Source organism: Janibacter sp. A1S7, from assembly GCF_037198315.1.
In the GTDB taxonomy this organism is placed as follows: Bacteria; Actinomycetota; Actinomycetes; order Actinomycetales; family Dermatophilaceae; genus Janibacter; species Janibacter alittae.
On sequence record NZ_CP144913.1, the window covers coordinates 785,119 to 809,715 of the forward strand.

General features: G+C 70.1%; 26 protein-coding genes and 1 tRNA gene. 14 read left to right on the plus strand and 13 right to left on the minus strand.

Going from position 1 to position 24,597, the window contains the following annotated elements; translation table 11 throughout:
- Positions 1-20: 20 nt before the first annotated feature.
- From V1351_RS03875 to V1351_RS03910, 8 genes are all read left to right on the plus strand, one after another.
- Positions 21-97, plus strand: a tRNA-Met gene (locus V1351_RS03875).
- 311 nt (positions 98-408) lie between these two features.
- Positions 409-1,500 carry a ScyD/ScyE family protein gene (locus V1351_RS03880; protein ID WP_338750892.1) on the plus strand — a complete coding sequence of 364 codons (1,092 nt, stop codon included), beginning with the start codon at positions 409-411 and terminating at the stop codon, positions 1,498-1,500.
- Positions 1,501-1,573: 73 nt separating this feature from the next.
- Positions 1,574-2,251 (plus strand): flavodoxin family protein, encoded by a 678-nt coding sequence (locus tag V1351_RS03885; protein WP_338752451.1) that lies wholly within the window; start codon positions 1,574-1,576, stop codon positions 2,249-2,251.
- A gap of 128 nt (positions 2,252-2,379) precedes the next feature.
- On the plus strand, positions 2,380-3,762 hold the full coding sequence (locus V1351_RS03890; protein WP_338750894.1) for an NAD(P)/FAD-dependent oxidoreductase: 1,383 nt from the start codon (positions 2,380-2,382) through the stop codon (positions 3,760-3,762).
- 9 nt (positions 3,763-3,771) lie between these two features.
- Positions 3,772-5,067 carry a M16 family metallopeptidase gene (locus tag V1351_RS03895; protein ID WP_338750896.1) on the plus strand — a complete coding sequence of 432 codons (1,296 nt, stop codon included), beginning with the start codon at positions 3,772-3,774 and terminating at the stop codon, positions 5,065-5,067.
- Positions 5,064-6,422 (plus strand): M16 family metallopeptidase, encoded by a 1,359-nt coding sequence (locus V1351_RS03900; protein WP_338750898.1) that lies wholly within the window; start codon positions 5,064-5,066, stop codon positions 6,420-6,422. Before V1351_RS03895 ends, V1351_RS03900 begins: the two co-directional genes overlap by 4 nt.
- A 174-nt stretch (positions 6,423-6,596) precedes the next feature.
- Positions 6,597-7,418: a hypothetical protein gene (locus tag V1351_RS03905; RefSeq protein ID WP_338750900.1), complete on the plus strand. Its 822-nt coding sequence runs from the start codon at positions 6,597-6,599 to the stop codon at positions 7,416-7,418.
- A 226-nt stretch (positions 7,419-7,644) separates the two neighbouring features.
- On the plus strand, positions 7,645-8,061 hold the full coding sequence (locus V1351_RS03910) for a DUF7144 family membrane protein (protein WP_338750902.1): 417 nt from the start codon (positions 7,645-7,647) through the stop codon (positions 8,059-8,061).
- Between the two features lie 16 nt (positions 8,062-8,077).
- Here V1351_RS03910 and V1351_RS03915 read toward each other — a convergent pair whose 3' ends face one another.
- From V1351_RS03915 to V1351_RS03940, 6 genes are all read right to left on the minus strand, one after another.
- Positions 8,078-9,457: a glutamate decarboxylase gene (locus V1351_RS03915; protein WP_338750904.1), complete on the minus strand. Its 1,380-nt coding sequence runs from the start codon at positions 9,455-9,457 to the stop codon at positions 8,078-8,080.
- Positions 9,458-9,657: 200 nt separating this feature from the next.
- A complete protein-coding gene (hisN, locus tag V1351_RS03920; RefSeq protein WP_338750906.1) occupies positions 9,658-10,482 on the minus strand; it encodes a histidinol-phosphatase in 825 nt (274 codons plus the stop codon).
- Between the two features lie 27 nt (positions 10,483-10,509).
- Positions 10,510-11,619 carry a ribosome small subunit-dependent GTPase A gene (gene rsgA / locus V1351_RS03925; protein WP_338750908.1) on the minus strand — a complete coding sequence of 370 codons (1,110 nt, stop codon included), beginning with the start codon at positions 11,617-11,619 and terminating at the stop codon, positions 10,510-10,512.
- The gene (gene aroA / locus V1351_RS03930) at positions 11,619-12,923 is read right to left on the minus strand and encodes a 3-phosphoshikimate 1-carboxyvinyltransferase (protein ID WP_338750910.1); all 1,305 of its coding nucleotides are present in this window, start codon (positions 12,921-12,923) and stop codon (positions 11,619-11,621) included. Before aroA ends, rsgA begins: the two co-directional genes overlap by 1 nt.
- Positions 12,924-12,928: 5 nt before the next feature.
- Positions 12,929-13,411 (minus strand): DoxX family protein, encoded by a 483-nt coding sequence (locus V1351_RS03935; RefSeq protein ID WP_338750912.1) that lies wholly within the window; start codon positions 13,409-13,411, stop codon positions 12,929-12,931.
- Positions 13,412-13,524: 113 nt separating this feature from the next.
- Positions 13,525-14,409, minus strand: coding sequence for a LysR family transcriptional regulator (locus V1351_RS03940; RefSeq protein WP_338750914.1), 885 nt, complete (start codon positions 14,407-14,409; stop codon positions 13,525-13,527).
- Positions 14,410-14,480: 71 nt separating this feature from the next.
- Here V1351_RS03940 and V1351_RS03945 point away from each other — a divergent pair, with 71 nt between their 5' ends.
- From V1351_RS03945 to V1351_RS03955, 3 genes are read left to right on the plus strand one after another with little or no spacing between them, the layout of a single operon-like run.
- Positions 14,481-15,491 (plus strand): YeiH family protein, encoded by a 1,011-nt coding sequence (locus V1351_RS03945; RefSeq protein ID WP_338750916.1) that lies wholly within the window; start codon positions 14,481-14,483, stop codon positions 15,489-15,491.
- 16 nt (positions 15,492-15,507) lie between these two features.
- Positions 15,508-16,338: an SOS response-associated peptidase gene (locus V1351_RS03950; protein ID WP_338750918.1), complete on the plus strand. Its 831-nt coding sequence runs from the start codon at positions 15,508-15,510 to the stop codon at positions 16,336-16,338.
- Positions 16,331-16,969: an alpha/beta family hydrolase gene (locus V1351_RS03955; RefSeq protein WP_338750920.1), complete on the plus strand. Its 639-nt coding sequence runs from the start codon at positions 16,331-16,333 to the stop codon at positions 16,967-16,969. Before V1351_RS03950 ends, V1351_RS03955 begins: the two co-directional genes overlap by 8 nt.
- Here the strand turns inward: V1351_RS03955 and V1351_RS03960 are convergent.
- On the minus strand, positions 16,962-17,165 hold the full coding sequence (locus V1351_RS03960; protein ID WP_338750922.1) for a hypothetical protein: 204 nt from the start codon (positions 17,163-17,165) through the stop codon (positions 16,962-16,964). The two genes, V1351_RS03955 and V1351_RS03960, sit on opposite strands and share 8 nt — an antisense overlap.
- A 182-nt stretch (positions 17,166-17,347) precedes the next feature.
- On the minus strand, positions 17,348-18,565 hold the full coding sequence (locus tag V1351_RS03965) for a PucR family transcriptional regulator (RefSeq protein ID WP_338750924.1): 1,218 nt from the start codon (positions 18,563-18,565) through the stop codon (positions 17,348-17,350).
- A gap of 97 nt (positions 18,566-18,662) precedes the next feature.
- Between V1351_RS03965 and V1351_RS03970 the strand changes: the two genes are divergently transcribed.
- Together V1351_RS03970 and V1351_RS03975 are read left to right on the plus strand one after the other, a co-directional pair.
- Positions 18,663-19,748, plus strand: a complete 1,086-nt coding sequence (locus tag V1351_RS03970) for a ferredoxin reductase (RefSeq protein ID WP_338750926.1) — start codon at positions 18,663-18,665, stop codon at positions 19,746-19,748.
- On the plus strand, positions 19,748-20,995 hold the full coding sequence (locus V1351_RS03975; RefSeq protein ID WP_338750928.1) for a fatty acid desaturase family protein: 1,248 nt from the start codon (positions 19,748-19,750) through the stop codon (positions 20,993-20,995). Before V1351_RS03970 ends, V1351_RS03975 begins: the two co-directional genes overlap by 1 nt.
- Positions 20,996-21,047: 52 nt before the next feature.
- Here V1351_RS03975 and galE read toward each other — a convergent pair whose 3' ends face one another.
- From galE to V1351_RS16280, 5 genes are all read right to left on the minus strand, one after another.
- On the minus strand, positions 21,048-22,073 hold the full coding sequence (gene galE / locus V1351_RS03980) for a UDP-glucose 4-epimerase GalE (protein WP_338750930.1): 1,026 nt from the start codon (positions 22,071-22,073) through the stop codon (positions 21,048-21,050).
- Positions 22,074-22,098: 25 nt separating this feature from the next.
- Complete coding sequence (gene rsrA, locus V1351_RS03985; protein ID WP_338750932.1) at positions 22,099-22,395, minus strand: mycothiol system anti-sigma-R factor; 297 nt, start codon at positions 22,393-22,395, stop codon at positions 22,099-22,101.
- Positions 22,392-23,042 (minus strand): sigma-70 family RNA polymerase sigma factor, encoded by a 651-nt coding sequence (locus V1351_RS03990; RefSeq protein ID WP_338750934.1) that lies wholly within the window; start codon positions 23,040-23,042, stop codon positions 22,392-22,394. The genes rsrA and V1351_RS03990 overlap by 4 nt, the downstream gene beginning before the upstream one ends.
- A 220-nt stretch (positions 23,043-23,262) precedes the next feature.
- The gene (locus V1351_RS03995; protein ID WP_338750936.1) at positions 23,263-23,781 is read right to left on the minus strand and encodes an RDD family protein; all 519 of its coding nucleotides are present in this window, start codon (positions 23,779-23,781) and stop codon (positions 23,263-23,265) included.
- A gap of 249 nt (positions 23,782-24,030) precedes the next feature.
- On the minus strand, positions 24,031-24,105 hold the full coding sequence (locus V1351_RS16280) for a 50S ribosomal protein bL37 (RefSeq protein ID WP_422389016.1): 75 nt from the start codon (positions 24,103-24,105) through the stop codon (positions 24,031-24,033).
- A gap of 124 nt (positions 24,106-24,229) precedes the next feature.
- Here V1351_RS16280 and V1351_RS04000 point away from each other — a divergent pair, with 124 nt between their 5' ends.
- A complete protein-coding gene (locus V1351_RS04000) occupies positions 24,230-24,577 on the plus strand; it encodes a hypothetical protein (protein ID WP_338750938.1) in 348 nt (115 codons plus the stop codon).
- Positions 24,578-24,597 lie beyond the last annotated feature (20 nt).

Genomic DNA, 24,597 nt, shown 5'->3' on the forward strand with positions numbered 1-24,597 from the left:
TAGAGTTGCAACTGCAACGACGCGGGGTGGAGCAGTTCGGTAGCTCGCCGGGCTCATAACCCGGAGGTCGTAGGTTCAAATCCTACCCCCGCTACCAGCGTCCTGGGCCGCGACATCGTTTACACGGTGTCGCGGCCCAGGACTTTTTTGTGGGCTCAGCGGGCGGTTGCCGTTGGGTGTCGCGACGCATCGACGGTCCGTGGACGACCACGCGCGGGTGGCGGCGGAGGGGTTGCGATAGCGCCTCTGGACACCATGTGATATAGGGAGCAAACTCTTTGGCACGGGCGTGTGCTCCTCACGGGCTCGAGCCGCAGTCCCCGGGAGGGGGGAGCGGCATCCTTCTCATCTTGGAGGTACCCCATGCGCGCGCATCTGATGGCCGGAGCCAGTGCCTTGGCTCTCGCAATGACCGTCGCAGGACCGGCCCACGCCGCGAGCGATCACTCTGCGGGCTCGCAGCAGCCCGAGGTGGTCGCGAGTGGGCTGGCCGGCCCACTGAGTGTCGACGTCGGCAACGCCCTCGACGTGTACGTCACGCAGAACTTCGCTGGACTGCTGTCCACGGTGGACCAGCGCGGCCGGGTAAGCACCGTGCACGAGCTGGGCCTGCCCCCCGATGCCGGTGAGCTCACCGGAGTCGCGTATCGCGGACGCTTCACGTACCACATCGAGACCGACTACTCCGGGGCCCAGGGGCCGGTCAGTCACATCATCCGCACGTCAAGGACGGGGGAGCGCACCGTCGTCAGTGACGACCTGTGGGCCTACGAGGTCGCGAACAACCCGGACGGCGACCGCACCTACGGGTTCACCGATCTCGACGCTCCGTGCGCTGCCGAGCTCCAGGCCTTCCAGGAGGGCCTACCTCCGGAGCGCGAGTTGCCCCCGCTGGCCGAGTACAGCGGCATCGTGGAGTCACATGCCTATCAGCTCGATGTCCGCAGGGGCACGATCTACGTCGCCGACGCCGCGGCCAACGCGGTCCTTGCCGTCGACGAGTCCACCGGCGACATCACCACCGTCTCGGTCCTGCCGGCCACCCCGATCGAGTTCACGGCCGACGTCAACGATGGCCTCGAGGGCGAACTGGGACTCGACCTGCCCGACTGTCTGGTGGGCAACGAGTACACCCCTGAGCCGGTACCGACCGATGTCCAGGCCGATGTGAGAGGCGATCTCTACGTCAGCACCCTCGAGGGTGCTGCCGGTGAGATGGCGCCGCTGAGCAAGGTGTACCGCGTCAACCGCTCCACCGGGTCGGCCTCGACCATCGCCGGCGGCATGTTCGGCGCCACCGGACTGGCCGTGGACAACTCGGGGGACATCTTCGTGGCGGAGCTGTTCGGTGGGAAGGTGTCGATGATCAAGCGTGGCGGGAGCCGGGCAGAGACGGTCTTCGCCGCCGACTCACCTGCGGACGTGGCTCTGCGGGGACGCACCATCTTTGCCACGACCGGAGTGTTCGGGGACGGTGCACTCGTGAAGTACCGTCGCTGACACGGGCCAATGGGCCCGAGGAGGGACCGTGAGCGCCGTGACGAGTGAGTGGGATTTCAGCGGGCTGAGGGCGATGTTCGTCAACTGCACGCTCAAGAGGAGTCCGGAGGCCAGCCACACCCAGGGCCTGGTCGATGCGAGCGCGACGCTCATGCGCAAGCACGGCGTGGACGTCGAGGTGCTCCGGGCGATCGACCACCCGATCGCCACCGGGGTCTACCCGGACATGCGGGAGCACGGGTGGGAGGTCGACGCGTGGCCGCAGATCTACCCGCGGCTCCTCGACGCCGACATCCTCGTGCTCGCCGGCCCGATCTGGCTCGGGGACAACTCGAGCGTCATGAAGCAGGTCATCGAGCGGCTCTACGCGCTGTCGGGCATGCACAACGACAAGGGGCAGTTCCTCTACTACGGCCGGGTCGGTGGGTGCCTGATCACCGGGAACGAGGACGGCATCAAGCACTGTGCGCAGAACGTGCTGTATTCGTTGCAGCACCTCGGCTACACGATCCCACCGAACGGCGACGCCGGGTGGATCGGCGAGGCCGGGCCGGGCCCCTCCTACCTGGACCCCGGTAGCGGCGGCCCGGAGAACGACTTCACCAACCGCAACACCACCTTCCTGACCTGGAACCTCATGCACCTGGCGAGGATGCTCAAGGACAGCGGTGGGGTCCCGGCCCACGGCAATCTCAGTGACGCCTGGGACGCCGGGACGCGCTTCGACTGGGAGAACCCTGAGTACCGGTGACCGCCGGACGTTCCGCACGAGGAAGGAGCCGCACACACACGAGCACCAGGAGGGCGCTGCTGCCGGTGTGACGAACGGGGCATCCTCCCGATTTCGCCGTGCGCGGCCCCACTGGGCACAATGAACGGGTGAGCGCTAACTCTGGCAAGCACCATGTCGTCATCATCGGATCCGGCTTCGGCGGTCTCTTCGCCGCGAAGGAGCTGGGCAACGAGGACGTGGACGTCACGCTGATCTCGCGGACGAGCCACCACCTCTTCCAGCCGCTGCTGTACCAGGTGGCCACCGGCATCCTGTCCGAGGGGGACATCGCTCCGACGACCCGCGACATCCTCGGGCGCCAGCGCAACGTGCGCGTCATCCTCGGCGACGTCCAGCACATCGACGTCGAGGCACGCACCGTCAGCTCGACCTCCCTCAACCAGCACACGGTCACGCCCTACGACAGCCTGATCGTCGCGGCGGGTGCCGGTCAGTCCTACTTCGGCAACAACCACTTCGCCCGGTTCGCCCCGGGGATGAAGAGCATCGACGACGCGCTCGAGCTGCGGGGCCGCATCTTCGGTTCCTTCGAGCTGGCCGAGACGTCCACCGACCCCGAGCAGCGGCGACGGCTGCTCACCTTCGTGGTCGTCGGCGCCGGCCCCACGGGCGTGGAGATGGCCGGGCAGATCGCCGAGCTGGCCCAGCGCACCCTGGCGCACGAGTTCCGCCACATCGACCCCGGCGAGGCGCGGGTCATCCTCCTGGACGGTGCGCCGAAGGTGCTGCCCACCTTCGGTGACCGGCTCAGCGACAAGGCGCGACGCAGCCTGGAGAAGCAGGGCGTCGAGGTCCAGCTCGAGGCGATGGTGACCGATGTCGACCAGTACGGCATCCAGGTCAAGGACGGCGACGGCGGCCGGCGCACCATCGAGACGATGACCAAGGTCTGGGCGGCCGGCGTGGCCGGCTCGCCGCTCGGCGCGATGCTCGCCGAGCAGACCGATGTCGAGGTCGACCGTGCCGGACGCCTGCACGTCGAGGACGACCTGACGGTCCCGGGACACCCCGAGATCTTCGTCGTCGGCGACATGATCAACCTCAAGGGGTACCCGGGCGTCGCCCAGCTGGCCATCCAGGGCGGTCGCTACGCGGCCAAGTCGATCCTCGGCCGGCTCGAGGGCACGACGGACCAGGCGCCCTTCCGGTACCGGGACAAGGGCTCCATGGCCACGATCTCGAAGTACTCCGCCGTGGCCAGCATCGGCCGGATCAACTTCACCGGTTTCCTCGCCTGGCTCGCGTGGCTGGCCGTGCACCTCATGGCCATGGTCGGCTTCAAGAACCGCATCTCCACGCTGCTGAACTGGATCATCACCTTCGTCGGGGACAACCGCAACGAGCGGGTCTCGACCTTCCAGCAGGTCTTCGCGCGCACGGCGATGCAGGATCTCGGGCCGAGCGCCTACCCGAATCTGGCGGACCCGGGATCCGACGGCGAGGACGAGCTGGAGCGCAACGCGTCGTAGGCTCGAGGCATGCCTCTGGACTTCCCTTTTGAGGACCACACCCTGCCCAACGGGCTGCGCGTCATCGTGCAGCCCGACGCCACGACACCGACGGTGACCCTCAACATGTGGGTGGGCGTCGGCTCCCGGCACGAGGAGCGGGGCGCAACCGGCTTCGCCCACCTCTTCGAGCACCTGATGTTCCAGGGGAGCGAGAACGTCGCCAACGGTGAGCACTTCCAGGCGCTCATGGGCGTCGGTGGTCGGCTCAACGCGACGACGTGGTTCGACCGCACGACCTACTTCGAGACGATCCCCTCCGGGGCGCTCGAGCTCGCCCTGTGGCTCGAGGCCGACCGGCACGCCAACCTCCTGGCCGCGGTGACGCAGGACAACCTCGACAACCAGCGCGACGTCGTCAAGGAGGAGAAGCGCCAGCGCTACGACAACCAGCCGTACGGCCAGGCGATGACGCGGGTCTACGCGACCGTCTTCCCCGAGGGCCACCCGTACCACCACCCGACGATCGGCTCGATGGCTGACCTCGACGCCGCGACGGTGGCGGACGTGCACGACTTCTTCCGTCGGCACTACGCCCCGGACAACACCGTGCTGACGATCGTCGGTGACGTCACCGCGGAGCGTGGGCTGGAGCTCGTCGAGCGCTACTTCGGTCACCTCGAGCACCATGCCGAGCCGCGAAGGGGGCCGGTCGCCCCCCTTCGCCCCCTGTCGGAGCCGGCCCGCGAGGAGATCGTCGACGAGGTGCCCAACGACCGCATCCACCTCGCCTTCCGCCTGCCTGCCGAGGCGGGCGACACCCGGGACCAGTTCCTCGCCTCGTCGATGGCCCTGGACTGCGTCGGTGGGCTCAGCTTCTCGCCGCTGGAGCAGCGTCTCGTGCGGGACGAGCAGCGCGCCAATGCCATCGACGTCGGGGCGATGGGCTTCGTCGACGGGGTGTCCCTCGGCCTGGTGGTCGTCGACGTCGCCGACGGTGTGGACACGCAGGAGCTGGAGGAGCAGGTGTGCGCCGAGCTGGCCGCCTTCGCCGACGCCGGGCCGACGCCGGAGCAGATGGAGGCGGTGCGGGCGCAGGCGGAGCGCGCGTGGCTGTCCGCGCTGGCCGCCAAGGACGAGCGTGCCGACCTGATCAGCCACTACACGTGCCTGCACGACGACCCGGGCTACATCAACACCTTCCTCGACCGGATCGCGAGGATCACCCCGCAGGACGTGCGCGCCGCCGCGGACACGTGGCTGCGCCCGCAGCACCGCGCCGCCGTCGTCTACCGGGCCGCCGAGGAGCAGGAGGAGGCAGCATGAGTAGTCCCACCGTCCCGCGTCCGCAGGTCGCCGCGCCGGGGGAGTGGTTCTTCCCCCAGCCGCGTGAGCTCACGCTGCCGAACGGCATCGGTGCCCTCGTGCACCACGTGCCCGGCCAGTACGTGATCTCGGTGCGCCTGACCGTTCCGGTCGCACTGCGCCACGAGCCGACGGACAAGGAGGGCGTCGCCTGGGTCATGGCGCGCCTGCTCGACGAGGGCACCCGCACGCACGACCAGCGAGAGCTGTCGGAGCTGCTCGAGCGCCGCGGTATCGCACTGGGTGCCGGGATGAGCGAGGCAGCGCTCGGTGTCGACCTGGATGTGCCGCAGCGCTTCCTCGGTGAGGCACTGGAGCTGCTCACCGAGTGCGTTCGCGAGCCCGTCTTCGAGGAGGCGGAGGTCTCGCGCATCGTGCGTACCCGGCTGGCCGAGATCGAGCAGGAGCGGGCCTCGGCCGGACGCCGCGCCTACAAGGAGTGGGCGAGGACCTACTACGACCCCACCATCCGCGCCTCGCGCCCCGGTGGCGGTGAGGCCGAGACCGTGGCCGACGTGACCCGCGAGGACGTCGTCGGCTTCCATGCCGCCCACGTCCACCCCGAGGGGACGACGGTCGTCGTGGCCGGCGACCTCACCGGGGTCGACGTCGAGGAGCTGCTCGGCTCGACGCTCGGTGGCTGGACGACCGCGGGTCGCGCGCGGCCGGTCGACCGTGAGCCGGCCCCGCGTGCCGCTGACGCCGCGAGGGTCGTCCTCGTCGACCGTCCCGGCTCGGTGCAGTCGGAGATCCTCATCGGCGCTCCGGGACCGGACCGTCGGGTGACGACCGGATGGGCACCCTTCCCGGTCCTCGCCTACATCCTGGGGGGCGCGCCGAATGCCCGCATCGACCAGGTGCTGCGCGAGGAGAAGGGCTACACGTACGGCATCCGCTCCGGGTTCCGTCCGCGCCAGGTCGGCTCGGCGTTCACCGTCGCCGGGTCCGTGCGCGCCGACTCGACCGTGGACTCCCTTCGTCTGCTCACGGAGATCTTGGCCGGTGCGGGGGACGGCTTCACGCAGGAGGAGACCCGCGCCGGTGTCGACTTCATGACCCTCACCGCCCCGGGTCGATACGACACTGCGGACGCCATCGCCGACGAGACGGCGGGGCTGGCCGGTGACGAGTTGCCGCTGTCCTTCACCAGCGACACGATCGCCGCCATGCGTCGGCTGACCGCGGATGACCTCAGCCGCGCCTGGCGCGAGCAGGTCACCCACGAGTGGACGGTCGTCGTCGTCGGCGATGCCTCGCTCTACAAGGACCAGGTCGAGGACCTCGGGCTCGGACCGGTCACCGTCGTCCCCAACTGACCGCGCACAGGAGGGACTCCTGGTGCAGGACCCCCGATAACTGTGGGGTGTCGGTCACCAGGAGTCCCCCTGGTGCACACGGATCCTGTCCACAAGCCGCGGACATGTGGTCGTGTCGTCCCCAGATCGGTGGGGACGGCAGAACGGATGGTGGAGTGCGGATGGGCTGGGGCGATGCTCTACACCTACAGGCAGCTGCGTGGCGAACGCTACTCACGCCGCACGATCGACACACTGGTGGCCGCCGGGACGTTGAGGCGGGCGGGACGCTTCTTCGCCTCCCGGTCCGAGGACGACGTCGTGGTCGAGGCTCTCCGTCGCGGGTTGCGGCCCACGTGCCTCACGGCAGCCGAGCACCACGGACTGTGGATACCCCCGGGCTCTGGTACCCACGTCCATGGTCGACGGCGGGTCGACGTCCCGGACTCCTACGTCGGTCACGGATGGCACCGCGTGTGGCCGGAGGACCTGCCGGTGGCATCCCCGGCCCTGCTCATCGAGCACGCGGCCCGGTGTCTCGACCCACTCGATGTGGGCATCCTCGCTGACTCCGCGCTGCGACAGGGCAGGCTGCACGAGTCGCAGCTCGACGTCATCCGTGGGGCAGTGCCACGACCGGTCCGCCGCGTGCTGACGCGAGCCAGTGCCTCCGCGGAGTCGGGGACGGAGAGCAAGGTCCGGCTGTACTTCCAGCTGCGCAACATCCCGGTCCGGGCCCAGGTCGAGATCCCCGGAGTCGGCCGCGTGGACCTGCTGGTCGGCCGGCGCTGGATCGTCGAGCTCGACAGCCGGGCCCACCACACCGGTGAGTCGGGGTACGAGTACGACCGGGAGCGGGACGGCTGTGCCCTCCAGCTGGGGTACTTCACCACGCGGCTGACGCACACGATGGTCTTCGGACAGTGGGGGCAGACCCAGACCCGGTTGGCGCAGATCACCGCGTCCCGGCAGCATCTCCTGCCCCCGGAACGATGGATCCGCAGTCGCCGGGCGTGATCGCCGTGCACGAGAGGGACTCCCAGCGAGCAACGGCCGGAAAATTCGGGGTGTCGGTTGCCCAGAGGCCCTCTTGTGCGCCGGGTGACCTCGACCGGACGCGAGCGCACGGCGAGCATCACCCAACGTGAGTGATGTCCTCGGCGCGGGGCCTCCCTACGGTGATTGGGTCACTCATCACGGGTGACCACGAGACCTGGGGGTAGCCATGCAGGACACGGGCGACATGACACAAGAATCCCGGGGCGGTCGCACGTCCGCTGCCCCACCGAGTGCGTGGGCCACCGGTTGGACCGTCTTCGCCGGGACGATCCTCGTCCTCACCGGGATCTTCCAGATCATCGCCGGCATCGTCGCGGTCGGCAGCGGTGAGCTCTACGTCGTGACGAACGACTGGCTCTTCCAGTTCGACGTGACGACGTGGGGGTGGATCCACCTCGTCCTGGGTGTGGTGCTGCTGCTGTCGGGCATCGGCATCTTCACCGGGAACGTCGTGGCCCGCTCCATCGGCGTGCTCATCGCCGGCCTCAGTGCCATCGCGGCCTTCATGTGGCTGCCGTACTACCCGTTGTGGGGGGTCATCATCATCGCCCTCGACGTGGCGGTCATCTGGGCCCTGACCACCCGGTCATCCGGGTCCTGACCACACGTCGGGGCAGTCAGTGGCCGGGACCGGTCATGATCTTGCGGCGCTCGGACTCGTGTGCGCCGCCCTTCTTGTCCAGCGTGGTACACGCCTCGTCGATGTCTCGGGCGAGCGTGTCGACGTGCTCACGACTCATCGTCTCCTTGACGAGGGCTCGCATGATCGTCACCTCGTGCGCGTCCGGGGGCAGGGTGTAGGCCGGGACCATCCAGCCGCGCTCGGCGGACAGCTGCCAGGCGATGTCGAACTCGTCGTAGCCGGGGTCCTCGGCGAGCCGGAACGCGACGAGGGGCAGCTGCTCCTCGTCCTCGCCGATGATCTCGAAGCGGCCCATCGCCGTGAGCTGTTCGGTCAGTGCTCGCGCATTCGTCTGCATGTTCCTCATGACGTACCGGTATCCGTCGCGGCCGTACCGCACCAGGTTGTAGTACTGGGCGAGCAGCATCGCCGAACCGGTGGAGAAGTTCAGCGTGAAGGTCTCGTCGGTCGTGCCGAGGTAGTTCTCGGTGAAAATGAGATCCGGGGCCAGGTCGGCCTTCTCACGGAAGATCAACCATCCGATCCCCGGGTAGACCAGACCGAACTTGTGGCCGGAGACATTGATCGAGCGCACCTGGTCCAGTCGGAAGTCCCACGCCGAGTCGGGGTAGAGGAAGGGCCACACGAATCCACCGCTGGCGGCGTCGACGTGCAGGGGGATGTCGAGATCGCGTTTGGTCTTCACCCGCACCAGCAGGTCGTTGATCCCGATGACGTCGTCCTTGTGTCCGGTGAACGTCGTCCCCAGCACCGCAGCCACGCCGATGGTGTTCTCGTCGAGGTGGGGCTCCACGTCCTCCGGGCCGATGGTGTACTTGCCGGGCCGCAGCGGGACGATGCGTGGTTCGACATCGAAGTAGCGACAGAACTTCTCCCACACGACGTGGACGTCACCACCGAAGACGAGGTTGGGCGCCTGCGGCGAGTCGCGGTCGAGACCGCGACGCTGCCGCCAGTTCCACTTCAGTGACAGCGCTCCGAGCATGATCGCCTCCGAGGAGCCCTGGGTGCGGGCTCCGGTGGTCGGGCCCGGCGCATGGAAGAGGTCGGCGAGCATCCGGATGCACCGTTGCTCGATCTCCGCGGTCCGCGGGTACTCGGCGTGGTCGATGAAGTTCCGGTGGAGGTTGGTGGCGATGATCCGCTGCGCCTCCGGTTCCATCCACGTCGTGACGAAGGTGGCGAGGTTGCGGGCGGGGTCGCCCTCCAGCGCGAGGTCCTCACTGACCAGACGCATCGCGTCCTGGGCCGACATGCCGGAGTCGGGAAAGGTCCGGTTGGGCACCTCCCGGGTGACGAAGCGATTGCCGAAGAGGGCCGAGTCGTCCTGCGATGACCGGGTGTGCTCGTCCACGTGCTTCCCCTGTTCACTCGACGGCGCGGACCTCGACTCGCCCGACGCACCCGGGGAGCGCTTCTCGTGCACGGCCGATCCGGGGTGGTACGAGCGTGGCACCGTGGGGAGCCGGTGACATCACCTGATCCGGGTGAGACCGGGCCGCGGCGCGTGCCGCGGTCCCGACTGCGCCGGAGCCCCGACAGCGCCGGGAGGGGTCAGGCGTCGGGCTCCAGACGCCGCAGCACCTCGTCGTGCAGCAACCCGTTGCTGGCGACGGCATTGCCGCCCCAGGGCCCACGCTCGCCGTCCAGCGACGTGAACCGGCCCCCTGCCTCCTCGACGATCGCGACGAGGGCCGCCATGTCGTACAGCTCGAGCTCGGGCTCGGCAGCCACGTCGACCGCTCCCTCCGCGACGAGCATGTAGGACCAGAAGTCCCCGTACGCCCGTGTGCGCCACAGGTCGGAGGTGAGGTTGAGGAAGGACCGGCCGCGGCCCCCTTCGCGCCAGCCCTCGAGCGAGCTGTACGAGAGCGATGCGTCGCCGATCTGCGAGACCTGGGACACCGAGATGGAGCGGGCCTGCGCGAGCGACCGCCCGGTCCAGGCGCCGGCCCCCTGCGCGGCCCACCAGCGGCGGCCGAGCGCGGGAGCGGCGACGAGCCCCATGACGCACTCGTCCCCATCGACCAGGCCGATCAGGGTGGCCCAGACGGGGACGCCGCGGACGTAGTTCTTCGTCCCGTCGATCGGGTCGATGATCCAGCGGCGGTCGCCGGATCCGGTGGTGCCGAACTCCTCGCCGACGACCGCATCCCGGCCGCGGGAGCGCGAGAGCTGGGAGCGGATGGTCTCCTCGCAGGCTCGATCCGCGTCGCTGACCGGGGTCAGGTCCGGCTTGGACTCGACGACGAGGTCATCGGCCCGGAACCGGGCCATCGTGATCTGCTCGACCCGGTCGGCGAGGACGTGGGCCAGTTGGAGGTCGTCGGCGTACGGGCTCGCGGGCATCTCGTCAACGTACCCGAGCAGGCCGCCCATGCGTGGATCGTGTCGCGGTGCAGCCGATCAGGAGTCCTCGCCGGAGCGCGCTCGCAGCAGCCGGCGAAGGGAGTCCAGCCGCTGCTCCCCGCCCGGCCCGGCGTGGCCCTCCCGCACCCAGGCATCGAGCGCGCAGTCGTCCTCGTCGTGGCTGCATCCGCGCGGACAGCGGGCGTCGGCGCCCGCCCAGAGCTCAGGGAAGTGACGGATGATCGTGTCCGCCTCGACGTGCGCGAGCCCGAAGGAGCGGATGCCGGGCGTGTCGATGATCCACCCGGCCGCGTCCGGGTCTGCACGCAACTGCTGAGGCTCGTGCGACTGGTCCGGGTCCCCGTCGGGCAACTGCCCCAGCAGATTCGGATCCAGGGGTGGCAGACGCAGGGCGAGGGCACTGGTGGAGGTGTGGCGGCCGCGGCCGGTGACGTCGTTGACGTGGCCAGTGGCCCGGTGGGCCGCCGGCACGAGTGCGTTGACGAGCGTGGACTTGCCGACGCCGGAGTGCCCGACGAGGACGGAGACCCGTCCGGTCAGGCGCTCGCGCAGCTCGAGCAGGTCAGTGGGCTCGGCGCCGTCCTGCATCGAGGTGACGACGTGCGGCACGTCCAGTGGCGCGTACTGCGCCAGGAAGTCGTCCGCCGACGCGAGGTCGGCCTTCGTCAGCACGAGCAGCGGGTCCATGCCGGCGTCGTACGCGGCGACGAGGCACCGGTCGATCAGGCGCGGCCGCGGCTCGGGGTCGGCCAGCGCCGCGACGACGACGAGCTGGTCGGCGTTGGCGACGATGACCCGCTCGACCGGGTCGGTGTCGTCGGCGGTGCGGCGCAGGACGGTCTGACGCTCCTCGACGCGCACGATCCGGGCGAGGGTGTCGCGCCGCCCGGACGTGTCACCGACCATGCCGACCCGGTCGCCGACGACGATCGGGGTGCGGCCGAGCTCGCGGGCACGCATGGCGGTGACCACGCGCTCGGGGGCGCCCGGTACGAGGGTCGTCCAGCGTCCCCGGTCGACGGCGGTGACGCGACCGATGATCGCGTCCTCGTGCTTGGGGCGTTCCTTGGTGCGCGGTCGTGAACCCCGGCGGTTGGGGCGCACGCGGACGTCGGACTCGTCCCACTGGCGCGCCGAGCGACCCATCAGCCGGCCGACGTCCCGATCATGGACTCCCAGAGTCCGACGAAGTCGGGCACCGTCTTCGCCACGGTGCCGGGGTCCTCGATGACGGTCCCGGGCGCCGCGATCGACATGACCGCGCCGGCCATGACCATGCGGTGGTCGGCGTAGGTGTGGAACGTCGCCGGGCGCAGCGGTTGCGGGTCGATCCGCAGCCCGTCATCGCGCTCGGTCACCGCGACGCCGAGCGCGCCCAGCTCCCGCGACAGGGCGGCGATCCGGTCGGTCTCGTGGCCGCGGATGTGCCCGACGCCCCGGATGATCGAGGGTCCGTCCGCGCAGGCCGCGAGGGCCGCGACGACCGGCGTCAGCTCGGCGGCGGCACTGAGGTCGATGTCGACTCCCTGCGGGTGTCCGTCGCCGATCACGGTCAGTGCCCGCGCGTCCAGCCGGACCTCGGCGTCCATCTGGTCGAGGACATCGCGGATGCGGTCCCCGGCCTGGGTGGTGTGCTGCGGCCAGTCCGGCACGACGACCGTCCCACCCGCGACGACCGCGGCGGCGAGGAAGGGCGCGGCGTTGGACAGGTCCGGCTCGACCGTGACGTCCAGCGGCAGCAGCTCGCCCGGCTCGACGCGCCAGATGTTGGCCTCGCAGTCGTCGACCTCGGCGCCGGCGTCGCGCAGCGTCTCGACGGTCATCTCGATGTGGGGGAGCGAGGGCAGCTGCGCGCCCTCGTGCACGACGGTGATCCCCTCCTCGAAGCGGGAGCCGGCCAGCAGCAGGGCGGAGACGAACTGCGACGAGGCCGATGCGTCGACCACGACGGTGCCCCCGTCGACGGAGCCGGCGCCCTCCACGACGAAGGGGAGGGTGCCGGACCCGCCGTCGTCGATCGTGACCCCGAGGTCCCGGAGCGCATCGATGATCGCGGCCATCGGCCGCACGCGGGCGTGCTCGTCGCCGTCGAAGGTCACCGGGCCACCGGCGAGGGCCGCCACGGGAGGCAGGAAGCGCATCACGGTCCCGGCGAGACCGCAGTCGATCGCGCGGCCACCACGCAGGGTGGCAGGGGTGACCAGCCAGTCGGGGGAGGTCAGCGCGTTCGCGGAGGAGGTGGCGTCGTCGACGCCCGCGCCGAGCTGGCGCAGCGCCTGGGCCATCAGCTCGGTGTCCCGGGAGCGAAGGGGGCGGCGCAGCCGCGACGTCCCGCTCGCCAGAGCGGCCAGGACGAGGTACCGGTTGGTCAGGGACTTGCTCCCCGGCAGCGTCACGGTCGCATCGAGCGGACCGGACACTGCCGGGGGATGCCAATCTGGACTGGTCATGCGGGTCAGTGCACCGCGTTCTTCGCCTGGAGGGCCGCCATCTTCGCCTCGCGGCGGGCGTTGCTCGTGGCCTGCTTGGCGCGGTAGGTCACGCCGGGCTTGCCCGCGGTGTCGGCAGCGGCCAGGAGCAGACCGCCGAGGAGGGAGAGGTTCTTGAAGAACTGGACCTGCTCGCCCTGCTTCTTCTGCGGGTCGGACTCGTTCCACCACTGGTGGGTCGCGGTCGTCGGCACGGTGGACGCGAGCAGCACCAGCGAGGCCAGTCGGGGCGCCTTGCCGGTCGCCAGCAGGGCACCGCCACCGACCATGGCCGCGCCGTTGACGCGCACGAGCAGCTCGGTGTCCTCGGGCAGCCCGAGCACGGAGGCGAGCTTGGTGGTCACCGGGTCCGCGGCGGGCTTGTGGGCGGCGGCGTAGCGAACGGCGTTGTAGCCGCCGAAGATGAAGATGCTCGAGAGCAGGGGACGGGCGATTCGACGAACGATCATGGTGCGGTTCTCCTTGTCGTCGCAGGGTGGCCGGTCGGTTTCCGACGCACCGGTTCTCCTCCTACCGTATGTCCTCCGGCGGTCCGATCGCCTCCTGCCGACCCAGCTGGTGATCAGTGCATGGTGGTCGCGGCGTCGACGAGTTCCGCGCCCAGACCGCTGAGCCGGGTCGGGCCCGCCCACACGGCACGCAGGTGCCGGCTCAGGTCGAGGTCGAGCGGCACCGCCAGCAGCGTCCCGGCCTGGAGCGCGTCGTCGACGGCGAGCCGGCTGAGGACGGCCTGACCCGTGCCGGCCTGCACGGCCAGGCGCACTGCGGCGGTGCTCGGGAGCACCTGGGCGGTGCGGGCCGGGGCGCCCAGTGCCTCCTCGAGGGTGACCCGGGTGCCGGACCCGGTCTCCCGCGTGATCAGCGGAAGGGAGCGCAGCGCCTTTGTGGACAACGCGCCCGCGTGCTCGGCCAGGGGGTGTCCGGGGGCGACGACGAGGACGAGCTCGTCGGTCGCCACGACCTGGGAGTGCAGGTCCCGCGGGGCCTCCGGGCTCTCGATGAAGCCGACGGAGGCCGACCCGCTGCGCACGTCGTCGATGACCGCTGCGGTGTTGGCCACCCGGAGGTCCAGGGCGACGCCGGGTCGGCGCCGGTTGAGCTCGGCGAGCCAGCGGGGCAGGACGTGCTCGGCGACGGTCTGGCTGGCGGAGACCATGAGCACCGGCCCGCCGGGGGCGGTCAGGCCGGCCGTGCCCTCCACCAGCGCACGGGCCGAGTCCACGACGGCGCGGGCCCACTCGAGGGCCAGCATCCCCTCGGCGGTCAGCTTCGACCCGGTGGTGGACCGGGTGATCAGGGTGATGCCGAGGCCGCGCTCCAGGCGGGAGAGGGCGCGGCTCGCGTTGGGTTGGGCCATGCCGACGGCGCGGGCTCCCGCGCCGAGGCTGCCGTGGTCCGCCACCGCGACGAAGAGCTCGACGGCGGACAACTCCGGCCACGAGGTCATATCCCGAGGATATCCCTCCATGCCGGATGATGGGCTACCCGGCGCGCTCCGACCACGGCACCGTGGGGGTCATGAGCACTTCCACCACATCGACCGTGCGCACCACCGTGCCGTCATCGGTCCTGCCCGGACTCGCCCTCTGCCTCGCCGCGGCGGTCGTGTCCACCCTCGTCGGACGCATCCACCCCGTGCTGTCCCCCCTGCTCGTCGCCATCCTGCTCGGAGTCGCCCTCGCGGCGATCCGGCCGCTGCCCGCCCCCCTTCGCCCGGGTCTGGACGTGTCCGGACGCACCCTGCTGCGTGCGGGGATCGTGTTGCTGGGGCTGCAGCTGTCACTGCGCGGGATCGCCGCACTCGGCGTCGGGACGGTCGCGCTGGTGCTGCTCGTGGTCACCAGCGGCATCGCCGTCACGCTCGCCGTCGGCCGACTGCTCGGGCTGAGCTGGTCGCAGCGGATGCTGATCGCGTGCGGCTTCTCCATCTGTGGGGCCGCGGCCGTCGCGGCGGCCAAGGACGTGGTCGACTCCGAGGACGAGGAGGTCGCCACCGGTATCGCGCTCGTCGTCGTCTTCGGTACCGCGATGATCGGCATCATCCCCCTGGCCGTCCTCGGGCTCGGCCTCGGTGACGAGGCGGCCGGCCTGTGGGCGGGCGCATCCATCCACGAGGTGGCCCAGGTCGTGGCCGCGGGTGGCATCGTCAGCGGCGCCGCGCTGAGCATCGCCGTCGTGGTCAAGCTCGCCCGCGTCCTCATGCTCGCGCCGGTCATGGCCTTCATCGGCTGGCAGCAGCGGGCCCGGGCCACCGGGACGGGCGGTTCGCAGCCGCCCCTGGTGCCGCCCTTCGTCATCGGTTTCATCGCGATGGTGCTCATCGGCACCTGGCTGCCACTGCCGGAGGGGGTGACGGACGTGGCCGCGATGGTCCAGACCCTGCTGCTCGCCGCGGCGATGTTCGCCCTGGGGTGCGGGGTGCGCTTCGCCGACCTGCGCAAGGCGGGGTCCCGGCCGGTCGTCCTCGCGGCCGTCGCCACCGCCTGGGTCGCGCTCGTCGGTCTGGGTGGTGCCCTCCTGCTGGGGTGAGTCCTACGCTGGGAGCGTGTGCGGACGATATGCGGCCACGGCCGACCCGGGTGACCTCGTCGAGGAGTTCGAGATCGACGCCGACGTCACCGGCGAGACCACCCGTTCGCTGCTGAAGTCGCCGCAGGACCCGCCACCGGCCACCCCGGACCACAACATGGCACCGACGAAGCAGGCACCGGTCATCCTCACCCGCGCGCCGAAGGACGAGCCGACTGGCCCCCTTCGCCAGCTGCGGTTGTTGACCTGGGGCCTCGTGCCGTCCTGGGCGAAGGAGACCAGGGTGGGGCTGCGGATGACCAATGCCCGCGCGGAGTCCGTGCTGGAGAAGTCCTCCTTCGCCCGGGCGGCCGCCGTGCGGCGCTGCCTCGTGCCGGCGGCCGGGTGGTACGAGTGGCAGGTCTCGCCGGTCGCGACCGATGCCAAGGGCAAGCCGCGCAAGCAGCCCTTCTTCATCCACCGGGGCGACGGGGACCTGCTGACCTTCGCGGGCCTGTACGAGTTCTGGCGGGACCGCACGGTGGCCGACGACGACCCGGCGGCGTGGCTGGTCAGCTTCACGATCATCACCACCGCCGCCGACCCGGGCATGGACCGTATCCACGACCGACAGCCACTGGTTCTCGAGCGCGGTGACCACGAGCGCTGGCTCGACCCCGACCTGACCGATCCGCAGGCCGTGGCGGGGATGCTCCGGTTCCAGCAGCCGGGGCGCTTCGCGGCGTACCCGATCTCGACGGCGGTCAACGCCACACGCAACAACGGCCCCGGGCTGCTCCAGCCGCTGCCGCAGGACGAGCTGGTCGGCGTCGTCGACCCCGAGACGGGGGAGATCCACGGTGACTGAGGTGGCGACCGCCCAGGGCCCGGCCCGGGTCCACCTCCACGAGGCGAAGGGGGACCCCTCCGGCTGCCTGCTCCTCACCCACGGCGCCGGTGGCGGGATCGGGGCCACGGACCTGACCGCGATCACCGCGGCGCTGCCGCCCGTGGGCTGGACCGTCGCACTCGTCGAGATGCCGTGGCGGGTGGCCGGCCGGAGGGTCGCACCGATGCCCCCGAAGCTCGACGCCGCCTGGCGCGAGATCGTCGCGGCCGTGCGCGGCGAGCTGCCCGGACGGCTGGTCATGGGCGGACGCAGCGCCGGCGCCCGGGTGGCCTGCCGGCTCGCGGACGAGCTCGGGGCGGATGCCGTGCTGTGCCTGTCCTTCCCCCTGGTGCCGGCCGGCAAGTCCTCGTCAGGCGCAGGGAAGTCCCGAATCGGTGAACTTCTCCTTCCGGTGCGGGCGGGGCTGCCGGTGCACGTCGTGCAGGGCGCGCGCGACCCCTTCGGCGGCCCCGGCCACGTGCGTCGGGCGCTGGCCGGCGAGGGCGTTCGGATCGACGGTGAGCGCGTGCGCGTCGACGAGGCGCCCGGGACGCACTCCTTCACCGACGGGCCGGCCGTCGCCGAGTCCGTCGAGCGGTGGCTCAGATGAGGCGGTACCCGATCCGGCGGTGGTCGATCAGCGGTCCGCGCGGTCCGGGGCCCGGTCGGCTCATCCGGTCCGGGATCAGTGCGAGGGGGTCGCTGCGTGGCGAGGCGCCCCCGGGGATCTCACCAAGGAGCGCCTCCGTCCCAGTGTCGGACGAGGTGCCCATGATGTCCACCGCTGCCGGAACCACGACCCGCACGCGGGCACCGGGCCAGACTGTCGTCCATGGCAGTCAGCCTCGCTGGGGCACAACGACGTCGGCGTGCTCGATCATGCCGTCACGCAGCTCTCGGGCGAGAGCGTGTCCATCCCACTGCGGGTGATCCCGCACGGCAGCGCATCGTGCCTGCCTCAAGCGCGTGCTCGACACCGGCTGTACGGTCAGCGATCCTCCGAGCGTCCGAGCGCGAGGATGATCGCCAGCACCTCGTCCGGATCGGCCAGCCGCTCGCCGTAGAGGTCGCGGACCTGGTTCATCCGGTAGCGCACGGTCTGCGGGTGCACGTGCAGCGCCTCGGCGACGAGCTCGCGCCGGCCCTGCAGCAGCAGCCACGCGCGCAGCGTCTCGGCGAGTCGGTCGGCGGCTCCTTCGGCCACCTCGGCGAAGGGGGCCAGAGCCGTCTCGCGCAGGTCGGCCAGCGCCGCGGGATCGGCGTGCAGGACGAGCTCGGGCAGCACCTCGTCGGTGTCGAGGGGGACGCCGGTGGCGGCCAGCGGCAAGGCCCGGGTGGCCCGGTCGTAGGACTGACCGGCGAGCTGCCACGGACGGGCGGGCCCGATCACGGCCGGGCGCCCGTCGAGGACCTCGTTCAGGTGCGCGCGAGCGCGTCCCCCGGCGTCGGGGACGAGCAGCGCCGCGTGGCCGGTCACGGGGTACTCCTCGCGCTGGGGGAGGTCCTCGGAGAGAGTGAGCGTCCTGGGGTCGAGGACGGCGGCGGTGGTGGCCAGTCGCCCCTCGGGCACGAGGACGGCGGTGAGCGTGCGTGGGGGCGCCCACATGGCCGCGGCCGCTGCCGCGTCGAGCTCGGCCCCGCCCGCGCCGGTGAGCAGGGTGCGGGTCAGGCGGTCGAGGTGGACGATGCGGGCGCGCTCGGCGCTCGTGGTCTGGCTGTGGTGCCCGGCGACGGAGGCGGCGGACAGCTCGTCGATGTAGCTGAAGACCAGCTCGGCGAAGCGACCCAGCGTCGCCGCGTCCACCCCGGCCGCCACGGCTTCGACGGACAGCTCGCGCCACGCGGCGCCGGCGCCCACGCGGTAGGCGGACAGGAGGGCCTCGATGGGGCGCCCGGTGCGCGCCTCGGCCTGGCCGAGGTCACGGGCGGCGGCGACGCCGACGCCGACCTTGGTGCCCGAGCGCGGCGCCGACTGCGACGCCAGCGAGACGAAGCTCTCCAGGGAGACCTGCACCGCCTTCTCGATGATGCGCCCCATCCGCCCCTGGAAGGGCACGTCGTAGGCCGGCACCTCGCGCATGATCTCGGCGACGACGAGCTTGGCCACCCGTGGCAGGTGCTGGCGAAGGGCGGTGACGGTCGCCTCGTCGAGGGCGCCGCCCTTTCGTAACTGCTGAGGCTCTTGCGAAGGGTCGTCGTCCGTCATCACAGCACCCCGCTTGTCTCCAGTGAACAATTGGCTCGATCAAATCCTACCCGCACAGGACAGCAGGCGTGGGTAGTTGAGCCGGGAGGATGGAGACATGACCACAACTCTCACCCGAGCCCGCGACACCGCGGCGCGCTTTGCGCGTGGCTTGGCCACGCCGGTCATCCCCGAGGACTACCTCGATCTCTTCGCCCCCCTTCGCTCCGGTGCCGACCTGCGGGGCCGCATCGTCGCGGTCACCCCGGAGACCGCGGACGCCGCCACCATCACCATCCGCCCCGGCAGGGACTGGCAGGGCCACGCGCCCGGGCAGTACATCCGCCTGGGTGTCGACGTCGACGGGGTGCGCTGCTGGCGGGCCTACTCGCTGACCTCCGACACGAGCGCCCGCGACGGACTGATCTCGATCACCGTCAAGGCGATGCCCGACGGTGTCGTCTCGCGCCACCTCGTCCACCACACCCGCCCGGGCACGCTGGTCCAGCTGGACCAGGCGACCGGTGACTTCATGCTGCCGCAGTCGGTGCCGGCCAAGGTCCTCTTCCTCACCGGGGGGTCGGGCATCACCCCCGTCATGGGGATGCTGCGCAACCACGACTTCGACGGGCTGGACGTCGTCCACGCGCACTCCGCGCCGACGGCCGACGACGTGATCTTCGCCCGCGAGCTGGCCAACCCGGCTCCCGGCGTGCAGGTGATGGTGCGCCACACCGACGACGAGGGGATGTTCACCCCCGACCTGCTCGACGAGCACGTGCCCGACTGGCGCGAGCGCGAGACCTGGATCTGCGGGCCCACCCCGATGCTCGACGCCTTCGAGGAGCACTACGCGGCGCACGGTCGCAGCGAGATGCTCCACGTGGAGCGCTTCCGTCCGGCGATCATCGAGGTCGGCGAAGGGGGCACCGCCACCCTGCGTACGGGCGAGGACCAGAAGGCCCTCGAGCTCGACGGCGGCACCACGATCCTCGACGCGGCGGAGGACGCCGGCGTCCTCATGCCGAGCGGCTGCCGGATGGGCATCTGCTTCGGCTGCGTCCTGCCCATGACCGACGGGGCCGTGCGCGACCTGCGCAACGGCGACCTGACCACGACCACCCCGGACGACCCGCCCGTGAAGGTGCAGACCTGCATCTCGGCCGTCGCCGGTACCTGCACCATCGAGACCCAGGAGAAGTGATGACTGCGACCCTCGAGCGCACCACTGCCCGCACGACCGACGCCCGGATCACCGGTGGTTCGTCGGAGATCATCCACACCGACGTCACGATGACGCCGTCCCCGATCGAGCACCTGACCCCGCAGCAGATCGAGCAGCTCGGCCGCGAGCTCGACGAGATCCGCACCGAGACGATGGACTCGTTGGGGGAGAAGGACGCCCAGTACATCCGCCGGGTGATCGCGGCCCAGCGCTACCTCGAGATCGGCGGCCGCGCGGCCCTGTTCTTCTCGGGCAACCCGATCGCCTGGGTGGCCGGCACCGCCGCGCTCAGCGCGTCGAAGATCCTGGACAACATGGAGGTCGGGCACAACATCATCCACGGCCAGTGGGACTGGATGCGTGACCCGCGGATCCACTCCTCGACGTGGGAGTGGGACAACGTCACCCCGGCGGACCACTGGAAGAACAGCCACAACAAGGTGCACCACACCTACACCAACGTCGTCGGCCACGACAACGACCTGGGGTACGGGATCATGCGCGTCGACGACGCCCAGAAGTGGTTCCCGGGCTACCTCGTCCAGCCGGTGACCCAGTTCATCAACGCGACCCTCTTCGAGTACGGCATCGCCGCCTACGACCTCGAGCTGGGCAAGAACTGGGCGACCCGCCACGAGAACCCGGAGTGGGTCGCCGAGGCGAAGAAGGTCGTCAACAAGATCAAGAAGCAGGCCGGCAAGGACTACCTGCTCTTCCCGCTGCTGGCCGGGCCCAATGCCCTCTCGACCCTCGGCGCGAACGTCGTCGCCAACCTCGTGCGCAACTACTGGACGCACTCGGTGATCATGTGCGGCCACTTCCCGGCCGGGGTGAAGACCTTCACCAAGCACTCGATCGACGGGGAGACCCGCGGCGAGTGGTACCTGCGCCAGATGCTCGGCTCGGCGAACATCACCGGCTCGACGGCGATGCACATCGCGACCGGTCACCTCAGCTACCAGATCGAGCACCACCTCTTCCCCGACATGCCCAGCCGCCGCTACCCGGAGATCGCCCCGAAGATCGAGGCGCTCTTCGACAAGTACGGACTGGAGTACGTCACCGGTCCGCTGCACAAGCAGGTCGGCTCGGCGTGGAGCGAGATCATCCGCCTGTCGCTGCCCAACGACACCTCGCTGGGGCAGACGATCAGGATCCTGCGCACGAAGGGCATGAAGGGTCTGCGGGCGCGCGCTCGCCAGACCCGCTACTCCTACGCACGCTGAGCACCACCCCACACCGATCGGGAACAGGACCGCGCAGGGGGCGGTCCTGTGCTCACTCGACCGTGTCGTACCCCCGCGGGTTCGTCGACTGCCACCGCCAGGTGTCGGCGCACATCTGCTCGATGGTGCGTTCGGCGCGCCAGCCGAGCTCGGCCTCGGCGCGGGAGGGGTCGGCGTAGCACTGGGCCAGATCGCCGGCGCGCCGGTCGGCGACGTCGTAGGGGACCGGCCGTCCGCTGGCCGTCTCGAAGGCCCTGACCATGTCGAGCACGGATGTGCCCTGACCGGTGCCGAGGTTCCACGAGCGGACGTCGACCTCGGGGTGCTCACGCAGGTGGCGCAGAGCGGCGACGTGGCCGGCGGCGAGGTCCTCGACGTGGATGTAGTCGCGAAGGGGGGTGCCGTCGGGCGTGTCGTAGTCGTCGCCGAAGACCTGCAGGCGCTCGCGCCGGCCCACGGCGACCTGGGCGATGAAGGGCATCAGGTTGTTGGGGATGCCGAGCGGGTCCTCGCCGATCGTTCCGGTGGGGTGGGCGCCGACGGGGTTGAAGTAGCGCAGCAGCGCCACCTGCATGCCGGGGTGGGCATGGGCGGCGTCGGTGAGGATCTGCTCCTGCATCACCTTCGTCCACCCGTAGGGATTGGTCGAGGCGGTGGGCAGTCCCTCGTGCATCGGGATGGTCGTCGTCTCGCCGTAGACCGTGGCCGACGAGGAGAAGACCAGGACGTTGACGTCGTGGCGTTCCATGGCGCGCAGCAGCGAGAACGTCGTCCCGAGGTTGTTGTCGTAGTACTCCAGCGGGATCTGGGAGGACTCGCCGACCGCCTTCAACCCGGCGAAGTGGATCACCGCGTCGAAGTCCCCCTCGGCGAAGAGTGCCGAGGTCTTGTCGACGTCACGCACGTCGAAGGAGTGCGTCTCGATGCTCGTGCCGGTCAACTCCTCGAGCCGGGCGATGACCTTCGGGCTGGAGTTGACGTAGCTGTCGACGACGACGGGCTCGTGCCCCGCGTCGACGAGCTGGACGACGGTGTGCGAGCCGATGTATCCGGCTCCGCCGGTGACGAGTACGCGCATGGCGCCAGCGTAACCAGCGTGGGTGTCAGCCGTCGCTGACGCGCCGGACCTGGGTGACCTCGGCCCACGAGCCGTCGTCGCAGATCGTCGTGATGCGCTGCATGATCGTCGTGCGCAGCTGGGTCGGAGCGGTCTCCCGCGCGCAGGAGCGCCGGATGATCTGCTTGATGATCTGCTCCCGCTCGTGCTCCTCGAGGCATGGGGCGCACTCGGTGAGGTGGCGGGCGATCTCGTGGGCGTCCTCGGTGGTCATCTCGCCATCGAGGTACTCGCTCATCCGGTACAGCGCCTGCGAGCAGTCCACGTGCTCGTCCTGGCTCATGACTGGTTCTCCTTCGCGGCAGCGACCCCGCGGTCGGCGGCGTAGTCGGTCAGCTTCTCGCGCAGCTGACGCCGTCCCCGGTGCAGGCGCGACATGACGGTCCCGATCGGAGTGCCCATGATCTCGGCGATCTCCTTGTAGGCGAATCCCTCGACGTCGGCGAGGTAGACCGCCATCCGGAAGTCGTCCGGGAGGTCCTGCAGGGCCTGCTTCACCTGGCTGTCGGGCATCCGGTCCAGGGCTTCGACCTCGGCGGAGCGCAGTCCCTTGGAGGTGTGCTGCTCGGCCTTGTGCAACTGGTAGTCCTCGACCACGGGGTTGTCCGACTGCTTCGGCTCGCGCTGCTTCTTGCGATAGGTGTTGATGTACGTGTTGGTCAGGATCCGGTACATCCACGCCTTGAGGTTGGTCCCCGGGCGGTACTGGTGGAAGGCGGAGAAGGCCTTCGCGTAGGTCTCCTGGACCAGGTCCTCGGCGTCTGTCGGGTTGCGCGTGGTGCGCAGCGCGGCGGAGTAGAGCTGGTCGAGCAGCGGCATCGCCTCGCGCTCGAAACGCGCGCGGCGCTGCTCGGTGGTCTCGGTTGTGACGTCAGCCGCGGCATCGGCCTGCGCCTGTGCCTCGAACTCGTCAGTCGTGGGGTCGGTCATCGCACTCCACCCTAGCGGTGTGGCGGTGCGCTCCCCGGCGTGCAGCACGAGCAAGTCAGGCTCCTGTCCCTCGTGTGTCTTCTCGTGAGGTCCAACAGCACCCGCCGGGCACGCATTCCCGGACCTCGACCCGCACCGGGACGCGTCACGTCCACCACTGCAAACGCGTCCGCGCACCCGGTCGGTCGACCGGGTGCGCGGACGGGACGGATGGGTGTGGTCAGCCGGCCTTGATGACCCGAGTCCCACCAGCGAACTGGTCGTGCCACGCCTGGCGATTGGCGGTGTCGTTGTTGATGCCCATGGCGATCGTCACCAGTGCGGCGATCCATGCGACGAACTGGATCAGCCAGCCGATGAGGGGGATGATCCCGATCAGGGAGATCGCCATCCACAGGTTGCGCTTGAGGGCCTCCTCAGTGGTGGGCAGGCCCCCGTTCGGGCCCTGGACGTGCAGCTTCATCACCATCTTCCCCACGGTCTGCCCACGGCTGGACTCCAGGAAGGTGAAGTAGCCCAGTTGCAGAGCGACCAGGACGATGGAGGTCACCACCCCGCTGAGCCAGCTCGACCCGGTGCCGACCGTCAGGGCGACGGCGAGGATCGCGGCGATGACCGCATAGACGACCCCGGTGATCACGAAGTCGATCAGCTTGGCCACGAACCGGTCGAGCAGCTCTGCCGGCCGCTCCTGGTTCTGGGTGGGGGGATTGGGGTTGTACGCGTGGGCGTCACTCACGGCTGTCTCCTTGGGTTCGGCGAGAGGCCTGCCACGCGGGCCCGGCCCCGGACGGGTGCTCTGCCTGAGCGGCTGCGGCGTATGCGGCAATCCACTCCTCGTCGGAATCTGAATGTTTGCTGAGCGTAGTGTCCGGCCGTGTTTTTGTCATTGATTTTTGGTGTCTTTACTGGACCGATGTCCCGAGACAGGCGAAGGGGGCGGTGTCCGTCATCCGGACACCGCCCCCTTCGTTGCCTGTGAAACGACTCAGGCGTTCGGCTTCTTGCCGTGGTTCGCGTTCTTCTTCTTGCGGTCACGACGCTTGCGAGCGCGCTTGCTCAAGGTGACTCCTCTGGGTCGGGGGCCCGCCGGTCAGCAGGCTGTGGTCAGGTGCCCAGTCTGGCATGCGCAAACATCCATCGCATTACCTCTCGTCAAGAGTAGTTTTGCTGGCATCATGTACCACATGAAGACGAAAACGATGCTCGCAGCCTCCGCCCTCGCGCTGTCTCTCGGTGGCCTGATTGGGGGTGCCAGTGCCACGGGGAACGTCGACTGGGCCAAGTCCACCCTCAACGTCGACTGGGCCAAGTCCACCCTCAACGTCGACTGGGCCACGTCGACTCTCAACGTCGACTGGGCCACGTCCACGCTCAACGTCGACTGGGCCACGTCGAATCGCAATGTGGACTGGGCCAAGTCGATTCGCAACGTTGACTGGGCCGCGTCGAATCGCAACGTTGACTGGGCCGCGTCGAATCGCAATGTTGACTGGGCCGGTGGTGCGCACACCACCAACGTCGACTGGGCCTAACAGGGGGGTTGGGGCTGCGT